This window comes from Halopenitus persicus, assembly GCF_900107205.1.
Lineage (GTDB): Archaea > Halobacteriota > Halobacteria > Halobacteriales > Haloferacaceae > Halopenitus > Halopenitus persicus.
The window spans coordinates 401,933-417,987 of the sequence record NZ_FNPC01000001.1 but is presented as its reverse complement, the minus strand read 5'-3'; the positions used below and the strand labels follow the sequence as shown (position 1 = coordinate 417,987).

Below are 16,055 nucleotides of genomic sequence, written 5' to 3'. Positions count from 1 at the left end.
GGCCGCTGCCCGACCCCGCCGACCGAAACACACAGTGTGACCGCCTCCCAACCGTGGGGTATGACCGACTTCGACCTCGGGTTCGATCCCGACGCCTACGACGCCGTGATCTACGACCTCGACGGAACGTTGGTCCGGCTGGCGGTCGACTGGAACGCCGTCGCCGACGACGTGCTCGCGGTGTACGCCGAACACGCGGTCAAACCCCCGAGCGACGGCCTCTGGGACCTTCTCGAGGCGGCCCCGGAGTACGGGATCGCGGACGCCGTCGAGGCGGCCATCGCCGCTCACGAACACGAGGGCGCGCGCGAGTCACGCCGGCTCGCGGCCGCGGACGTCCTCTCGACGGACCGGGCGACTCGAACCGGGGTCTGCTCGCTCAACGCCGAGGAGGCCTGCCGGATCGCCCTCCAAACCCACGGGCTCGAGGACCGCGTGAGCGCGGTCGTCGGCCGCGACACCGTCGGGACCTACAAGCCGGACCCCGAACCCCTCCGGGCGACCGTCGAGGCGCTGTCGGCCGACCCCGAGCGGTCGATCTTCGTCGGCGATTCCGACCGCGACGCCCGCACCGCTCGCCGGGCCGGTCTCGAGTTCGCGCGCGTGAACCCGCCCGAGTCGCGGACCGAGGACGCCGCCTGACCGGGCGAGTCGGAACCCGAGTCCGTCGGAGCGGACGGCGTCGTCGCGCCGATCCCTGTGCGTCTCAGAACCGATCGCTGCGTCCGGCGGCCGTCCAGGCATCGCGCGGCGCGCCGTCGGGAACCCTGGCGGACCGGCCCCGGAGCGCGGCGGTTCGGCCCGCGAACGTCCAGCGGTCGCCGTCCCACCCGTCCTCCGCGGCCGCCGCCGCAGCCGCGGCCGCCGCGGCGGCGAGGGTACGGTCCCGGTCCTGCAGGTGTGCGGCGATGGCGGCGACGATGGCGGCGGCCTCCTCGGGCTCGGCGTCGTCGGGGATCGAGAGCCGGTCGCTGAGGTCCGCGTCGCATCCGGCACCGTCGGCGTCACCGGCGCCGCTTCGTTCGTCCGCATCAGGCGTGTCGTTCGCCATCGGATCAGATCGGGAGGTTGCCGTGTTTCTTCTCGGGAAGCTCGTCCCGCTTGCTCGCCAGCATTTCGAGGTCGTCGACGAGCCGTGACCGGGTCTCGGTCGGCTCGATGACGTCGTCGATGTAGCCGCGGTCGGCGGCGGTGTAGGGGTTCGCGAACTCCTCGCGGTACTCGTCGATCAGCTCCTGCCGGCGCGCCTCGGGGTCCTCGGCGTTCGCCAGCTCCTCGCGGTAGAGGACGTTCACGGCGCCCTTCGGGCCCATCACCGCGATCTCGGCGGTCGGCCAGGCGTAGTTGACGTCGCCGCCGACGTGTTTCGAGGCCATCACGCAGTAGGCGCCGCCGTAGGCCTTGCGGGTGATGACGGTCAAAAGCGGGACGGTCGCCTCCGAGTAGGCGTACAGCAGCTTCGCGCCGTGGCGGATGATCCCGTTGTGCTCCTGGTCGGTGCCGGGCATGAAGCCCGGGACGTCCTCGAAGGTGAGGATCGGGACGTTGAACGCGTCACACAGCCGGACGAAGCGCGCGCCCTTCTGGCTGGCCTCGATGTCGAGCGTGCCGGCGTTGACCCGCGGGTTGTTCGCGACGATCCCGACCGACCGGCCGTCGAGCCTGGCGAAGCCGATCACGAGGTTCTTCGCGAAGTTCGCCTGCACCTCCAGGAACGACCCCTCGTCGACGACGCGCTCGATCACCGCGGTCATATCGTAGGGCTTGCGCGGCGCGTCCGGGACGATCGTCTCGAGCTCCGGGTCGGCGCGGTCGGGGTCGTCCCAGGGGTCGACCCGCGGCGGGTCCTCGACGTTGTTCTGCGGGAGGTACGACAGCAGCCGGGCGATCCGGTCGAGGGCGTCCTCCTCGGACTCCTCGGCGAAGTGGGCCACGCCGGTTCGCGAGGAGTGGGTGACCGCGCCGCCGAGCTCCTCGAAGGTCACCTCCTCGCCGGTCACCGTCTCGATCACGTCGGGCCCGGTGATGAACATGTGGGAGGTGTCTTTCACCATCACGGTGAAGTCGGTGATCGCCGGGGAGTAGACCGCGCCGCCGGCACACGGGCCCATGATCCCGGAGATCTGCGGGATCACGCCCGAGGCCTCGGTGTTGCGCCTGAAGATCTCCGCGAACCCGCCGAGCGCGCCGACGCCCTCCTGGATGCGCGCCCCGGCGGAGTCGTTCAGGCCGACGACGGGCGCGCCGACCTCCATCGCCGTGTCCATCAGCTTGCAGATCTTCTCGGCGAACACCTCGCCGAGCGACCCCCCGAAGACGGTGAAGTCGTGCGCGAAGACGAACGTCTTGCGGCCGTTCACGTCGCCGTAGCCGGTCACGACCCCGTCGCCGGGGATCTTCGTCTCCTCCATCCCGAAGGAGTGGTTGCGGTGGGTGCGGAACCGGTCGAACTCGTGGAAGGTCCCGTCGTCGACGAAGTAGTCGATCCGCTCGCGGGCGGTCATCTTCCCCTTCTCGTGTTGGGACGCGATGCGCTCCTCCCCGCCGCCCTTCCGCGCCCGCTCCCGGCGCTCGCGGAGGTCGTCGATCCGGTCGTCCATCGTCACGGCGGACCACCCTGACTCATTGTGTGTGACTCCGCCAGACGGGGCAAAAGGGTTCTGTTATGCGACGAGCTCCGATACGACGATCGTCGAACTCAGATGCGATCGCCCGTGCGTCGGTGTGCCGTTGGTCGTCCGGGCTGTCCGGTCGCCACCCGCTCGAGACGGCGTGCAAACCGGATGCCGACGACGATCACGCTGATGAACGATGTTCGGACGAGGGCGGCAGGCTCGTCGAAGAGGCGGATTCCAAGCGTGGCCGTCGACGCCCCGATGCCCGTCCGGACGGCGTATGCCGCGCCGGCCGGGAGGTCTTTGACGGCTTGTGCCAGCAGGACTATGCTGATGACGAGAGCGACGACGGCGCCGGCCGTCGGCACCGGTTTCGCGAATCCGTCCGAATGTTCGAGCCGTGCTCCCCGTTTTCGGCCATCGGAACGCCCCTCCCGCCGTTCGGGGAACCACAAGAGACTTTCCGCTCGGGGGATGACCCACGACGAATGACCCTTCGGCAGGCACTCATTCGGGCGGTTGCTGACGCGGAGGGCACGGACCCGTCCGAACTGGAGATCGCCCTCGAGGACCACGTTTCGATGGCCGCCATCCAGCGGTTGGACGAGCACAAAAGCGAGTCGTGGACGCTACGGTTCGAGCTCCCGAACCACACCGTGGAGATCTCCGGTGACGGTACCATCCTCGTCGACGAGGCACGGACACGTGCGTGTCCCTGATCGACGTCGGCGCTCCCATTCCCCTCCGTCTCGTCGGTAGTCATTTAAATACTATATTTGATAATATAAAATATCTTTCGGCGGTATATCATCAATGGATGAATTCGCCAGAATTTATATATTCTATATTAGAATGGTGATGGCTACATAAATCGAACTTCAGCCAGCCGATCGATACTCAAAAGTAGTAAATGATGTCTTATATCTTATCTTATAAATCCATAAAATATTAAATTTATGATATATATGTCAATCATATCTATGGGAACCGATTTAACTCGGTCACCGCAGGGAGAAGCCGGTTCCCAGCGGGTCCGCGGGGTCGACGGTGAACGTGCTCGTTCCGGTCACGTGTGCGCTCCCCTCGATCTCCGGCACCACCGCCTCGCGGCCGTGGTAGTCGACGGTCTCGCGGATCCGGCCGGTGAACGTGGATCCGATCACGCTCTCCACGACGTACGGCTCGTCGGGGGCGAGCGTGCCGCGGGCGTGCCCGAGCGCGAGGTGGCCGCTGACGCCCGTTCCCGTCGGACTCCGGTCGACCTCCCCGTCGGCGAAGATGCACGCGTTGCGCACGTCGCCCTCTCCCCGCGGCTCGTCCGTGAGCACGACCCCGTACAGGAACCCGAGGTCGTCCGCCGCCGGGTGGGTGATCGAGACGTCGGCGGCGACGGCCCGCTTCACCGCCCGGCCGACGTCGATGAGGTCCGCGACCGAATCGCCGTCCACCGAGACGTCGAACTGCGCGGCGTCACAGTAGGCGTAGTACGCGCCGCCGAACGCGAGGTCGTACTCGATCCGGCCGTAGTCGGGGACGTGGACGGACTCGGCAAGCGAGACGACGTAGGCGGGCACGTTCTCGAAGGCAACGCGCTCGACGCGGCCGTCCTCGATCGTCGGGCGGGCGGTGACGCGACCCGCCGGCGTGTCCAGCCGGAGGACGGGGTCCCCGTCCTCACGGTCGCGACCCGGGAGGCCGGTCTCGGGCAGCACCGTTCCGAGCGCGATGACGCCGTGGCCGCACATCGTGCTGTACCCGTCGGTGTGGGTGAAGAGGACGCCCGCGTCGCCGTCCGGGGTCACCGGTTCCGTGAGGACGGCGCCGTACATGTCGGCGTGGCCCCGGGGCTCCAACATCAGCGCCGTTCGGAGGTCGTCGTGGTGCTCGCGGGCGTATCGCCGCTTCTCGAGCATCGTCTCGCCCGGCAGGTCCGGCATCCCGTCGACGACGATGCGGAGGGGCTCGCCGCCGGCGTGTGATTCGATCGTCTCGATCCGCGGCCAGTCGGCCGGCGGCTCCCAGGTCATGTCGGCGTCTGCGGTCGCTCGCCTCCTAAACGTTCTGCTGACCCCAGCAACTCCGGCAGGACGTGGCGAGCGGACTCACTCGACGAGCTCGGGCGGCGGCGACTGCCAGTCCTCCGCGCGGTCCCGCGGCTCGTATCCCAGCACCTCCTTGGTGTGTTCGATGTCGAACCAGCTCCGGTCGTTCTCGCTGGTGCCGAAGAAGGCGCCCCACTCCACCTCGTCGTCCTCGAAGCAGCACTCCAGGATCTGTGCGAAGTCCCGCAGCGAGAGCCAGGTCCCCTTCAGCCGCTTCACCTGCGTGACGTACTCCTCGCTGCCGCGCTCCCAGTCGCCCCGCTCGACCCCGAGCTCGGCGTCGCCGTACGGGTTGTCGTACTTGCCGGCGCGGATGCTCGCGATGCGGATGGCGTAGAACTGCTCGGGGAACTCGCGCTGCTCGACGTAATACCGCCCGATGTCCTCGCCGTACGCCTTCGAGACCCCGTAGTAGGAGTCCGGCCGCTCCTGGTCGTCGACGGTGACGGTGACGTCGTCGTCGATGTCATAAATGTCCGGCTTGTTCTCCTCCTCCCACATCCCGGCCGCGTGTATCGAGGAGGCGAACACGAAGTCGCTGACCCCGGCGTCCGCCGCCGCCTCCAGCACGTTCCGCGTCCCGATGATGTTGCTGTTGAGCACCTGCTCCCAGGTGCCGTCGGTGGTCGGATACGCCGCCAGATGGATGACCGCGTCGACGCCGTCGAACGCGGGCCGGATCGCCTCGTAGTCGGCGACGTCGGCGACGTGGTCGACGTCGGGGCCGTCCTCCCGGTCGAGATAGACGAACTCGTAGGCCGGATCCCCCTCGAGATGGTTCTTGATCCCGTCGGCGACGCGTCCGCTCGCTCCCGTGACGAGTACACGCATACCATACCGATGGAGGAAGGGTGTTAAAAGGATTCGTGTTTCCGCGATCCGGGCCGGCGCGGCAGTCACGGGGTTCCGCACGGCTGCGACACGGTTTCCGCGCGGCGGTCCTTCTGCTCCGGAGAAACCCTTATATAGTTGCTGTCGCAGTACCGTACGAACGATGTTTTGGGAGGCGATCACATGGACGTGACCGTCGTCGGCGGCGGGATCGTCGGCCTGGCCGCGGCGTATTCCCTCGCCGACCGCGGCGCCGACGTGACGGTGCTCGAGAAGTCCGCCGTCGGCGCGGGCAGCACCGACCGCGCGAACGGCGGGATCCGGTCGCAGTTCTCCTCGCCGGTGAACGTCGAGCTCTCGAAGGCGAGCGTTCCGGTGTGGGAGTCGTTCGCGGAGCGGTTCGGCACCGACGTCGAGTACCGGCAGATGGGCTATCTCTTTCTGGCGCGGACGGAGGCGACCGCGACCCAGCTCCGGCGCAACGTACGGACGCAGAACGACCGCGGCGTGCCGAGCGAGTTTCTGGAGCCCGGAACCGTCGCCGACCGGTTCCCGGAGCTCCGGACCGCGGACGTCGTCGGCGCCTCCTTCCTTCACACCGACGGCTGGGCGGACCCTCACCTCGGCCTCCAGGGGTTCTCGCGGGCGGCGACCGAGGCCGGGGCGACGGTCGAGACCGGAGTCGAGGTGACCGACGTGCTCCGAACCGAGGAGGGCGAAGTGACCGGCGTCGAGACCACCGCGGGCCGGTTTCGGTCCGACTTCGTCGTCAACGCCGCGGGCGCGTGGGCAGGCGAGGTCGCGGCGATGGCCGGCGTCGACGTGCCGATCGTCCCGAAACGGCGACAGCTCGTGGTCCTCGACCCGGAGACGGCCGTGCCCGAGGACCACCCGTTCGCGGTCGACGTCGACCGGAGCACCCACTTCCGGCCGGAGCGCGACGGCGGCGTGGTCGCCGGGGGACGCTACGCGGACCACGACCCCGAGATGGATCCGGACGGCTTCCGCACCCGACACGACCTGGACTGGGCCGTCGAGGTGCTCGACCGCCTCACCGACGTCGCGTCGTACTTCGGACCCGAAACGGAGATGCGCCGCGGCTGGGCTGGACTCTACGCGATGACGCCGGACCACCACCCGATCATCGAGGAGACGGTCCCCGGATTCGTCAACGCCTGCGGCTTCTCCGGGCACGGCTTCATGCACTCGCCGGCCACCGGGCAGGTCGTCTCGGAGCTGGTCCTCGACGGGGCGGCCAGCACCGTTGACATCTCCGAACTGACCGCCCACCGGTTCGAGCGCGGGGAGACGCTCGCGGAGACGACAGCGATCGACTGATCGATTGCTCCGCGACCGTTTCTCCGCGACCGCTTTCCCCGCGACCGTTTCTCCGCAACCGTTTCTCCGCGACCGCTTCTCCGCGACCGCTTCTCCGCGACCGTGACCGTCCACGATCGGCGAATCGACTGCGGAATACGTCACCAGCCGTCGAATCCGCCTGGATCGACGGTCGTTCGGCGGATCTCCCGGCAACATCCGCGTCGTTCCCGTGCTTATATCCGTTCGTTTTGTCGCCATCTGACAGCCATATGGGCGTTATCCGCCGTCCACGGTCGCCGAACGCGGCGATCGAGCGCCCACCTTTAATATACCATCCGAACACACCCATCTATGCGCGTCATCGTGGTGGGCGGCGGCATCGTCGGGTTCGCCTGTGCGTATTATCTCGCCGACCGCGGCGCCGACGTGACGGTGCTCGAGAAGTCGTCGATCGGCGCCGGAGCCACCGACCGTGCCGCCGGCGGGATCCGGGCGCAGTTCTCGACTCCGGTGAGCATCCGCCTGTCCCTGGAGAGCATCGACGTCTGGGAGTCCTTCGAGGAGACGTTCGGCGTCGACATCGGCTACCGGCGTCCGGGATACCTCTACCTGGCGCGGGAGGAGGCGACCGCGGACCTGTTTCGGGAGACCATCCCCGTCCAGAACGACCACGGCGTGCCCAGCGAGTTCCTCCCGCCCGAGGACGCGCGCCGGCACGTTCCGGGCTTGCGGACCGAGACGTACGTCGGCGCGGCCTACTGTCCGACGGACGGGTTCGCCGACCCACACCTCGGCCTCCAGGGGTTCTCGCGGGCGGCGACCGCTGCCGGGGCGACGGTCGAAACCGGCGTCGAGGTGACCGACGTGCTCCGGACCGATGACGGCGCCGTAACCGGCGTCGACACGACCGACGGCCGGTACGAGGCGGACGCCGTCGTCAACGCCGCCGGCGCGTGGTCGCCGCGGATCGCCGCGATGGCCGACGTTCGGCTCCCGGTTACCCCGCGTCGCCGGCAGGCGATGGTCGTGGACCCCGAAACGCCCGTCCCGGAGGATACCCCCTTCGTCACCGACCTCGACGACGGCGTCTACTTTCGCCCCGAACGTGATGGAGCCGCCCTCGTCGGGGGCCACTTCGCGCGCGAGGACCCGGAGCGGGACCCCGACGCGTATCGAACGTCACACGACCTCGCGTGGGCGGCCGAGACGCTCGAACACGCCGCGACGGTGACGGACCGGTTCGGCCCCCGGTCGGAGATCGTTCGCGGCTGGGCCGGGCTGTACGCGATGACGCCGGACCACCACCCGATCATCGAGGAGAGCCGTCCGGGGTTCGTCACGGCGACCGGCTTCTCCGGACACGGCTTCATGCAGTCGCCGGCCGCCGGGCAGGTGGTCTCGGAGCTGGTCCTCGACGGGGCAGCCGGCACCGTCGACGTCTCCGAACTGACCGCCGACCGGTTCGAGCGCGACGCGGCGCTTCACGAGACGTATTTCAGCGCGTGAGAACGTCCCGGCGGCCGATTCCGGTCGTCGGTTCCGGCGGTCGTCACGAGTCCCGGCTGCCACAAGTCCGGTCGTTACAGCTCGCCGGCCGAAAGCGCCTCGTCGACGGTCGCGTCATCGTGGACGATGCTGGCCACCGCCCGGGTCATTCCCTCGGGATCCTCGTGCTGGAACACCGACCGGCCCATCGAGACCCCGGCGGCGCCGGCGTCGATGGCGCCGCGGACCTGTTCGAGCTGCGCCCGGTCGCCCTCGGGGCTGCCGCCGGCGACGATGACGGGCTTGGCCGTCGACTCGACGACGTGTTCGAAGCTCTCCGCGTCGCCGCTCCAGGCGGTCTTGACGACGTCGGCGCCGGCCTCCTCGCCCAGCCGGACCGCGTGACCCAGCGCCTCCGGGTCGTGTTCGTCGACGCCGGGGCCGCGCGCGTACGTCATCGCCAGCACGGGCATCCCGTACTCGGCCGCGGTCTCGGTCACCTCGGCGAGGTTGTTGATCTGGTCGCCCTCCTGGAGGCTGCCGACGTTCAGGTGGATCGACACCGCGTCGGCGCCGCGCCGCACGGCCTCCTTGACGGTTCCCGTCATTCGTTTGTCGTTCGGGTCCGCCTCGCCGAGGACGGTGGAGGCGTTGAGGTGGATGATGTAGCCCGCCCCGTTCTTGTTCGGATGGACGCGCGGCGACAGCCCCTTCTGTGTCAGCACGCTGTCAGCTCCGCCGCGTGTCACCGCGTCGATCGTCGATTCGATCTCCTTCAGCCCGTCCGTCGCGCCGATCGTTATCCCGTGGTCCATCGGAATGTTCACGATGCGACCGTCCGTGCCGATGCGTTCGAGCCGAGCCTCGATCCCGTTCATACGCGCACCTATTCGCGGACGACATAAGGTATTCCGTTTTCGGAACGATCGGCCGTCAACTCCCCCTCGGGCGTTCCTCCCGGCGGCCACTTCACTGCGGCTCCGTCCGTCGAACACCGCGGCTCCGTCCGTCGAACACCGCGGCTCCGTCCGCTGAACACCGTGACTGCAGTCGCCGAATACGGGCGGATCCGGCGAGCGACGGGTCGGACCCGCACAACGCTTAAGAGGATGTTCGTCCACCGTCGGATGATGGCTCGCGATCCCGGTCGCCCCGTCAAATCGATACACACCTGCTTCGACGTCGTCGAGTTCCTCCTGGCGGCGGACGGCGGATCGCTGCGCGAGGTCGCCGACGGCGTGGGCATCGCCCGCAGCACCGCCCACAACCACCTGACGACGCTGGTCGACCGCGGCTACGTCCGGAAGGAGGGCGAGACGTACCGCGTCGGGCTGGGGTTTCTGAAGCTGGGGGAACACGCCCGCACCGCGGGCCTCCCGTACGAGGCGATCCGCGAGGCGGTTCGCGACCTCGCGACGGAGACGGGGGAGGAGGCCGACTTCACGGTTCTCGAGAACGGCCGCCTGGTGTCGATCCACCACGAGGTCGACGGCGAGAACGCCGCCGGCCACCTGGCGGGCAGCACCTTCCATCTGCACGCCACCGCGGCCGGGAAGGCGATCCTCGCCGAACTCCCCGACGACCGAGTCGAGTCCATTCTGGACGATCGGGGAATGCCGGCGATCACCGAGCACACGATCACCGACCGGGACGAGCTGTTCGCCGACCTCGAACTGACGCGCGACCGCGGGTTCGCGGTCAACGACCGCGAGTATATGGAGGGCTACCGGTCGGTCGCCGCCGCGGTCCGTACCTCGCACGGGGGCCTTCCGGGTGCCCTCTGCGTCGGCGGGCCGATGTATCGAAACGACCCGGCGGTGCTCACCGGCCCCGTCGCCGACGCCCTCCTCGAGCGCGTCGCGGCGTTCGAGTCGACGGGGCGACCCACCGCGTTCCCGAACCGGGACTGGGAGCACCACTTCACCACGGTCGAATAGTGATGTATTTAATATATTTATTCTTTCGTACCATTTATTTTATATTATTTAACCCGTTTCGATCGATCCCGTTGATAATCGGACGACATTCCGGTTATAAACCCGTTATAAGTCCTTGAAACGGCACTTCCGTCGCGGCGTTCGCTCTCGATCGCTCGTGATCGAATCACCGACGTCTCAGACCAACGTAGACCGATCGTGGAGCGATATCAACTGATTTTAAGGCGGCTTACTGACCTCGTCCGTCGACTTTCACTCGTCCAAGAAAGCGCATATTTATATCTCATAAGGAATACATCGTATATTTATATATCGCGCCGACTTCGGACGGTCCGACGACCGTCGACCGCGAGCGCTTCCGGCCGTCCGTCGAGCTCCGCAGCCGGCCTTATAAGGTGACGGAGGACCAACCGTCAGGGAATGACCCGCAAGCACCGACCGGAGGGCGAATCCGACGCAGGGGCTGCGGACCCTGCCTCCGAGGACGCCGCTTCCGAGGATGCCGCCCGGGGGGACGCCGCTTCCGGAGGAACCGAGTCCGCGGCCATCGTCCCGGAGGTCGAGGAGACCGCGTCGGCGATCGCGTCGATGGAGATCCGGGGGGCCGCGACCATCGCGGGGGCGGCCGCCGAGGCGCTCGCGACGCAGGCCCGGGAAACGGCGGTCGAGGACCCCGCGACGTTCCGGGCGACGATGCGCGCGGCGGCGCGCCGGCTTCACGAGACCCGCCCGACCGCGGTCTCGCTCCCGAACGCGCTCCGGTACGTCCTCCAGCGGATGGAGGGTGACGACGTCGAGACGCTTCGGCGGCGGGTGGTCCGCTCGAGCGCCCGCTTCACGCGCCGGCTCGAGGAGGCCCGCGACCGGCTCGGCGAGGTCGGCGCGAACCGGCTGCAGGACGGCGACGTCGTGATGACCCACTGCCACTCGACGGACGCGCTGGCCTGCATCGAGGCCGCCCTCGACCAGGGGAAGTCGCTGTCGGCGATCGTCAAGGAGACGCGGCCGCGCAACCAGGGGCACATCACCGCCGAGGCGCTCCGGGAGCTGGACGTCCCGGTCACCCTCATCGTCGACTCCGCCGCCCGCCGCTACCTCGACGAGGCCGACCACGTCCTCGTGGGCGCCGACTCGATCGCCGCCGACGGCTCGGTGATAAACAAGATCGGCACCTCGGGGCTGGCGGTCAACGCCCGCGAGCGCGGCGTCCCGATCATGACCGCCGCACAGACGATCAAGCTCCACCCGGAGACGTTGACGGGTCACACCGTCGAGATCGAGACCCGCGACGAGGACGAGGTGATCGACCCCGCAACCCGGTCGGGGATCGGCGACCTCACGGTCGAGAACCCCGCCTTCGACGTCACCCCGCCGCGATACATGGACGCGATCGTCACCGAGAGCGGCCAGTTTCCGCCCGAGAGCATCGTGACGCTGATGCGCGAGCTGTTCGGCGACGGCGCCGAGACGCCGTGGGCCGAGCCGTGACCCGGGAGTCCGACGGACCGGGCTGCGAGTCGCTCGAATCGTCCGAATCGCCCGAATCATCCGACTCACCCGAATCGCTCGAATCGTCCGAATCGCTCGAATCGTCCGACTCACCGCGGGTGTTGTGCGCCGGCCACGTCAACTGGGACGTCACGATGCAGGTCGACCGGCTCCCCGAGCCCGACGGCGAGCGACCGATCGAGCACCTCCGCCAGTCCGGCGGCGGGAGCGCGGCGAACGTGGCGGCGGGACTGTCGGGACTCGCGGTCGAGTCCGTCCTGTTCGGCAGCGTCGGGGACGACGATCCGGGCACGCTGACGCGCCGCGAGCTCGACCGCGCCGGGGTCGACTGCGACCCCGTGTTGGTCGCGTCCGCCCGCTCGACGTCGGTGAAGTACCTCATCGTCGACGCCGCCGGCGAGGTGATGGTGCTCTCGGCGGCGGGCGCCAACGAGGCCTACGCGGCCGCCGACTTCCCCGTCGCCCGGCTCGACGCCCTCGACCACCTCCACCTGACCGGACAGGACCCGACGGTCGCGACCGATCTCGCGCGGACGGCGGCCGACCACGACGTCGCGGTGAGCTTCGATCCCGGACGCCGGATCGGCGACCGGGGATACGCGAGCGCGTTCGATCACGTCGACGTCCTGCTGGTGAACCGACGCGAGGCCGCGACGCTCGAGGAGTCGGGCTTCGACGCGGCGGCGCCGGACGCGCCAGCCCTCGTCGTCAAGCTCGGCAGCGAGGGCGCGGCGGTCCGCCGCCCGAACGCCGACCGCGTCGTCGCGCCCGCGTTTCCGGTTGACCCGGTCGATACGACCGGCGCAGGCGACGCGTTCGCCGCGGGCTTCATCGCCGCGTGTTTCGAGTCGGCGCGGGGGCACGAACCCGAGATCGGGACCGAGATCGCGGCGGACGCGGTCTCCGGCGACGCGTCTTCCCACGACGGGGTTCCGGGAACCACGGCGCCCCATCTCCGGAACGCCGATCTCGCGTACGCGCTCCGGATCGGCAACGCGGCCGGGGCGCTCGCGACCCTGGAGTACGGGGCTCGAACGACGCTCACGTGGGACCGGATCGACGCCTTCATCGACGAGCACGGGACCGCGACCGAAGCCGGGACCGGGACGGATCGAGAGCCGACGGCGTGACTGCGGCGATCCCTTCCTCACCGGCGTCGCTCGGCTTTCCGCTCGATACGCCGGAGCCCCTCCGAAAGCACCTCCTCGGCCGTCACGAACAGGTTATACCAGACGGGGACGGCGATCCCGACGAGGAAGAGAGTGAGCGTCTCGCCGAGATCCATCCGGACGAGGAGGTGCGCCGTCACGATCGGGACCAGCGCGGCGACGTAGTGGATCCCCGCGAGCACGTGGTAGCTCGGGTCGCCGTCGACGTCGATCGACTCGAGTACCCCCTCGAAGGTCCCGACGAGCAGGAGGCCGAAGCCGGTGATCGCTCCGGTCGCGTACGCGAGCACCCCTCCGATCCCGAACACGCCGAAGGCGTCGATGAGGAGCACGCCCGATCCCCAGAAGGCGATCGTGAACCCGTAGGCGAACGCCTCCTCGACGAGGAGCCGCCGGAGGAACTCCCGATTCATCGATCGGGGACCCGTCCGCCGACGGCAAAACCGTTCCCGTTCGAGGCGTGCGTCGCGACCGGTCTCGAATCCCGTTCTCCGGATCGGCCTCGAATCCCGTACTCCGGACCGGTCTCGAACCCCCTTCTCGGACCGACCGTCGAGTCGAATGAGCGGGATTTAAGCGCCCGACGACCTCCCTTTCGGATGCCAATGAAGCTTCACGAGTATCAGGCGAAGGAGATCTTCGCCGACGCCGGGATTCCGGTTCCGGACTCCCGGCTGGCCGAGAGCGTCGAGGAGGTCCTCGACGCGGTCGACGAGATCGGGTACCCGGCAGCCGTCAAGGCGCAGGTGCACGTCGGCGGCCGCGGCAAGGCCGGCGGCATCAAGATCGCCGGCGACCGCGAGGAGGCCGAACAGTACGCCGAGGAGATCCTGGGAATGGACCTGAAGGGCTACACCGTCGACCGGGTCCTCGTCGAGGCCGGCGTGGACTTCGTCGACGAGCTGTACGTCGGCGTGACGATGGACCGCGGCGAGGGTCAGCCCGTGCTGATGGTCTCGACCGAGGGCGGCGTCGACATCGAGGAGGTCGCCGCCGAGTCCCCCGACGCGATCGCCCGCGAGCACGTCGACCCTGCCTTCGGCCTGCACCCCTACCAGGCCCGCAAGGTCGTCTACGAGGCCGGCGTCGACGACGACGTCGCGCTCGACGTCGCCTCGATCCTCTCGACGCTGTACGACCTGTACGAGGACAGCGACGCCTCCGAGATCGAGGTGAACCCGGTGATGATCACGAGCGACCGCGACGTGGTCGCCGCGGACGCCGTGATGAACATCGACGAGGATGCGCTGTTCCGCCAGCCCGAGCTCTCGGAGCTGGCCGAGGAGTCCTACGAGGACGACCTCGAGCGCAAGGCCGGCGAGTACGGCTTCGATTACGTCCGCCTGTCGGGCAACGTCGGCATCATCGGCAACGGCGCCGGGCTCGTGATGACGACGCTCGACCTGGTCGACCACTACGGCGGGTCGCCCGCGAACTTCCTCGACATCGGCGGCGGCGCGAAGGCCGAGCGCGTCGCGAACGCGCTGGACATGGTCTTCTCCGACGAGAACGTCGACGCCGTCGTCTTCAACATCTTTGGCGGGATCACCCGCGGCGACGAGGTCGCCAAGGGGATCAACGAGGCCTTGGAGCAGTTCGACGAGATCCCCAAGAAGGTGGTCGTCCGGCTCGCCGGCACGAACGCCGAGGAAGGTATGGAGATCCTGAACGCCGACCTCGTCGAGGTCGAGGAGACGTTGGAGGACGCCGTCCAGCGTGCGGTCGCCAACGCCCAGGAGGTGGCCCAATGAGTATCTTCGTCGACGACGACACGCGCGTCATCGTCCAGGGCATCACCGGCGGGGAAGGGAAGTTCCACGCCGAACAGATGATCGAGTACGGGACGAACGTCGTCGGTGGCGCGGTCCCCGGCAAGGGCGGCCAGGAGGTCGCCGGCGTTCCCGTCTACGACACCGTCGACGAGGCCGTCGATGCCGAGGACGCCGACGCGTCCGTCATCTTCGTGCCGCCGGCGTTCGCCGCGGACGCGATCTTCGAGGCGCTCGACACCGACCTCGACCTCGCGGTCGCGATCACCGAGGGCGTCCCGACGCAGGACATGGCCAAGGTGAACAAGCGCCTCTCCGAGACCGACACGCGGCTGCTGGGCCCGAACTGTCCGGGGATCATCACGCCCGGCGAATCGAAGCTCGGCATCCTGCCCGGAAACATCTTCACCGACGGCAACGTCGGGCTCGTCTCCCGGTCGGGCACCCTCACCTACCAGGTCGTCGACAGCCTCACCAACCGCGGGATCGGCCAGACGACCGCGGTCGGCATCGGCGGCGACCCGATCATCGGCACCTCCTTCATCGATGCGCTCTCCGCGTTCGAGGACGACGAGGAGACCGACGCCGTCGTGATGTGCGGCGAGATCGGCGGCGAGGACGAGGAGCAGGCCGCGAAGTTCATCGGCGAGCACATGGACACGCCCGTGGCCGGCTTCATCGCCGGCCGGACCGCGCCGCCGGGCAAGCGGATGGGCCACGCCGGCGCCATCGTCTCCGGCTCCGGCACCGGCACCGCCGAGTCAAAGATCAACGCGCTCAACGACGCGGGCGTCCCCGTCGGCGACACCCCCGAGGAGATCGCCGACCACGTCGAGGACTTCCTGTAGCGCCGCCCGCGTCGAGGACGTCCCGCATCGCCGTCCGCGTCCGACCGATCCGCACGGTTTTACGCCGGCGCCGCCTTCGTTCCGGTATGTCAGATCCGACGCCGACGATAACTCGCGATTCGGAGGTCGAGTACGAGGTCGTCGAGGCTGCCGACGGGATGGGCCGCGGCGTGTTGATCGACGAGACGGACGGCGCGCCGAACTTCGCGATGCGCCGGTTCATTCTGGAGCCCGACGCGACCGTCCCGCTGCACACGAACGCGGTCGAACACGTCCAGTACGTTCTCGCCGGCGAGTACACCGTCACCCTCGACGGTGAGGAGCGGACGGTCTCACACGGCGACTCGCTTTTCATTCCGGCCGGCGCCGAACACGCCTACCACAACGACGGCCCCGAGCGCGGGGCGTTCATCTGCGTGGTTCCCCACGGCGACGACGAGATCGAGCTGGTGGAGTAAGTCGAGCTGGTG

Annotated in this window: 16 protein-coding genes and 1 pseudogene; 10 read left to right on the top strand and 7 right to left on the bottom strand. The window is 68.6% G+C overall.

Translation table 11 applies throughout. The features are described from left to right. Positions 1–60 precede the first annotated feature (60 nt). Positions 61–642 carry an HAD family hydrolase gene (locus BLV25_RS02135; RefSeq protein WP_021073988.1) on the top strand — a complete coding sequence of 194 codons (582 nt, stop codon included), beginning with the start codon at positions 61–63 and terminating at the stop codon, positions 640–642. Between the two features lie 64 nt (positions 643–706). On the opposite strand, the gene BLV25_RS02130 is transcribed toward BLV25_RS02135, so the two are convergent. The 3 genes and pseudogenes from BLV25_RS02130 to BLV25_RS17770 form a co-directional block, all read right to left on the bottom strand. Then, positions 707–1,051, bottom strand: a complete 345-nt coding sequence (locus BLV25_RS02130; RefSeq protein WP_039400692.1) for a hypothetical protein — start codon at positions 1,049–1,051, stop codon at positions 707–709. A gap of 4 nt (positions 1,052–1,055) precedes the next feature. Continuing rightward, positions 1,056–2,600 carry an acyl-CoA carboxylase subunit beta gene (locus BLV25_RS02125; RefSeq protein WP_092730551.1) on the bottom strand — a complete coding sequence of 515 codons (1,545 nt, stop codon included), beginning with the start codon at positions 2,598–2,600 and terminating at the stop codon, positions 1,056–1,058. Positions 2,601–2,754: 154 nt separating this feature from the next. Next, positions 2,755–3,070: pseudogene (locus BLV25_RS17770) on the bottom strand (DMT family transporter); the annotation flags it as partial. Positions 3,071–3,103: 33 nt separating this feature from the next. Between BLV25_RS17770 and BLV25_RS02115 the strand changes: the two are divergent. Further along, a complete protein-coding gene (locus tag BLV25_RS02115; RefSeq protein ID WP_021072844.1) occupies positions 3,104–3,334 on the top strand; it encodes a HalOD1 output domain-containing protein in 231 nt (76 codons plus the stop codon). A gap of 282 nt (positions 3,335–3,616) precedes the next feature. Here BLV25_RS02115 and BLV25_RS02110 read toward each other — a convergent pair whose 3' ends face one another. Both BLV25_RS02110 and BLV25_RS02105 read right to left on the bottom strand, forming a co-directional pair. Then, complete coding sequence (locus BLV25_RS02110) at positions 3,617–4,642, bottom strand: proline racemase family protein (RefSeq protein ID WP_092730549.1); 1,026 nt, start codon at positions 4,640–4,642, stop codon at positions 3,617–3,619. A 75-nt stretch (positions 4,643–4,717) separates the two neighbouring features. Next, a complete protein-coding gene (locus BLV25_RS02105; protein ID WP_092730547.1) occupies positions 4,718–5,548 on the bottom strand; it encodes an NAD-dependent epimerase/dehydratase family protein in 831 nt (276 codons plus the stop codon). Positions 5,549–5,731: 183 nt separating this feature from the next. On the opposite strand from BLV25_RS02105, the gene BLV25_RS02100 reads away from it, so the two are divergent. Both BLV25_RS02100 and BLV25_RS02095 read left to right on the top strand, forming a co-directional pair. Further along, a complete protein-coding gene (locus BLV25_RS02100; RefSeq protein WP_092730545.1) occupies positions 5,732–6,886 on the top strand; it encodes an NAD(P)/FAD-dependent oxidoreductase in 1,155 nt (384 codons plus the stop codon). A 333-nt stretch (positions 6,887–7,219) separates the two neighbouring features. Further along, complete coding sequence (locus BLV25_RS02095) at positions 7,220–8,374, top strand: NAD(P)/FAD-dependent oxidoreductase (protein WP_021072848.1); 1,155 nt, start codon at positions 7,220–7,222, stop codon at positions 8,372–8,374. Between the two features lie 74 nt (positions 8,375–8,448). Here BLV25_RS02095 and BLV25_RS02090 read toward each other — a convergent pair whose 3' ends face one another. After that, on the bottom strand, positions 8,449–9,231 hold the full coding sequence (locus BLV25_RS02090; RefSeq protein ID WP_092730543.1) for a 2-amino-3,7-dideoxy-D-threo-hept-6-ulosonate synthase: 783 nt from the start codon (positions 9,229–9,231) through the stop codon (positions 8,449–8,451). A gap of 252 nt (positions 9,232–9,483) precedes the next feature. On the opposite strand from BLV25_RS02090, the gene BLV25_RS02085 reads away from it, so the two are divergent. The 3 genes from BLV25_RS02085 (at position 9,484) to BLV25_RS02075 (ending at position 12,929) form a co-directional block, all read left to right on the top strand. Then, positions 9,484–10,290 (top strand): IclR family transcriptional regulator, encoded by an 807-nt coding sequence (locus BLV25_RS02085; protein WP_162047707.1) that lies wholly within the window; start codon positions 9,484–9,486, stop codon positions 10,288–10,290. 420 nt (positions 10,291–10,710) lie between these two features. Further along, complete coding sequence (locus tag BLV25_RS02080; protein WP_092730541.1) at positions 10,711–11,778, top strand: ribose 1,5-bisphosphate isomerase; 1,068 nt, start codon at positions 10,711–10,713, stop codon at positions 11,776–11,778. Continuing rightward, complete coding sequence (locus tag BLV25_RS02075; protein WP_176819417.1) at positions 11,775–12,929, top strand: carbohydrate kinase family protein; 1,155 nt, start codon at positions 11,775–11,777, stop codon at positions 12,927–12,929. Before BLV25_RS02080 ends, BLV25_RS02075 begins: the two co-directional genes overlap by 4 nt. A 17-nt stretch (positions 12,930–12,946) precedes the next feature. Here the strand turns inward: BLV25_RS02075 and BLV25_RS02070 are convergent, their stop codons facing one another. Further along, entirely contained in the window at positions 12,947–13,381 is a 435-nt protein-coding gene (locus BLV25_RS02070; RefSeq protein WP_021072853.1) for a hypothetical protein, read from the bottom strand. 192 nt (positions 13,382–13,573) lie between these two features. On the opposite strand from BLV25_RS02070, the gene sucC reads away from it, so the two are divergent. The 3 genes from sucC to BLV25_RS02055 all read left to right on the top strand — a co-directional run bounded on the left by sucC (position 13,574) and on the right by BLV25_RS02055 (position 16,043). Further along, complete coding sequence (gene sucC, locus BLV25_RS02065; protein ID WP_021072854.1) at positions 13,574–14,719, top strand: ADP-forming succinate--CoA ligase subunit beta; 1,146 nt, start codon at positions 13,574–13,576, stop codon at positions 14,717–14,719. Further along, a complete protein-coding gene (sucD, locus tag BLV25_RS02060; protein WP_092730537.1) occupies positions 14,716–15,585 on the top strand; it encodes a succinate--CoA ligase subunit alpha in 870 nt (289 codons plus the stop codon). The genes sucC and sucD overlap by 4 nt, the downstream gene beginning before the upstream one ends. An 86-nt stretch (positions 15,586–15,671) precedes the next feature. Then, a complete protein-coding gene (locus BLV25_RS02055; protein WP_021072856.1) occupies positions 15,672–16,043 on the top strand; it encodes a cupin domain-containing protein in 372 nt (123 codons plus the stop codon). Positions 16,044–16,055 lie beyond the last annotated feature (12 nt).

Excerpts from the sequence above, each read along its gene's own strand:
- BLV25_RS02135 (WP_021073988.1), top strand. The coding sequence starts at position 61 with ATGACCGACTTCGACCTCGGGTTCGATCCCGACGCCTACGACGCCGTG.
- BLV25_RS02130 (WP_039400692.1), bottom strand. The coding sequence starts at position 1,051 with ATGGCGAACGACACGCCTGATGCGGACGAACGAAGCGGCGCCGGTGAC.
- BLV25_RS02125 (WP_092730551.1), bottom strand. The coding sequence starts at position 2,600 with ATGGACGACCGGATCGACGACCTCCGCGAGCGCCGGGAGCGGGCGCGG.
- BLV25_RS02115 (WP_021072844.1), top strand. The coding sequence starts at position 3,104 with ATGACCCTTCGGCAGGCACTCATTCGGGCGGTTGCTGACGCGGAGGGC.
- BLV25_RS02110 (WP_092730549.1), bottom strand. The coding sequence starts at position 4,642 with ATGACCTGGGAGCCGCCGGCCGACTGGCCGCGGATCGAGACGATCGAA.
- BLV25_RS02105 (WP_092730547.1), bottom strand. The coding sequence starts at position 5,548 with ATGCGTGTACTCGTCACGGGAGCGAGCGGACGCGTCGCCGACGGGATC.
- BLV25_RS02100 (WP_092730545.1), top strand. The coding sequence starts at position 5,732 with ATGGACGTGACCGTCGTCGGCGGCGGGATCGTCGGCCTGGCCGCGGCG.
- BLV25_RS02095 (WP_021072848.1), top strand. The coding sequence starts at position 7,220 with ATGCGCGTCATCGTGGTGGGCGGCGGCATCGTCGGGTTCGCCTGTGCG.
- BLV25_RS02090 (WP_092730543.1), bottom strand. The coding sequence starts at position 9,231 with ATGAACGGGATCGAGGCTCGGCTCGAACGCATCGGCACGGACGGTCGC.
- BLV25_RS02085 (WP_162047707.1), top strand. The coding sequence starts at position 9,484 with ATGGCTCGCGATCCCGGTCGCCCCGTCAAATCGATACACACCTGCTTC.
- BLV25_RS02080 (WP_092730541.1), top strand. The coding sequence starts at position 10,711 with ATGACCCGCAAGCACCGACCGGAGGGCGAATCCGACGCAGGGGCTGCG.
- BLV25_RS02070 (WP_021072853.1), bottom strand. The coding sequence starts at position 13,381 with ATGAATCGGGAGTTCCTCCGGCGGCTCCTCGTCGAGGAGGCGTTCGCC.
- sucC (WP_021072854.1), top strand. The coding sequence starts at position 13,574 with ATGAAGCTTCACGAGTATCAGGCGAAGGAGATCTTCGCCGACGCCGGG.
- sucD (WP_092730537.1), top strand. The coding sequence starts at position 14,716 with ATGAGTATCTTCGTCGACGACGACACGCGCGTCATCGTCCAGGGCATC.
- BLV25_RS02055 (WP_021072856.1), top strand. The coding sequence starts at position 15,672 with ATGTCAGATCCGACGCCGACGATAACTCGCGATTCGGAGGTCGAGTAC.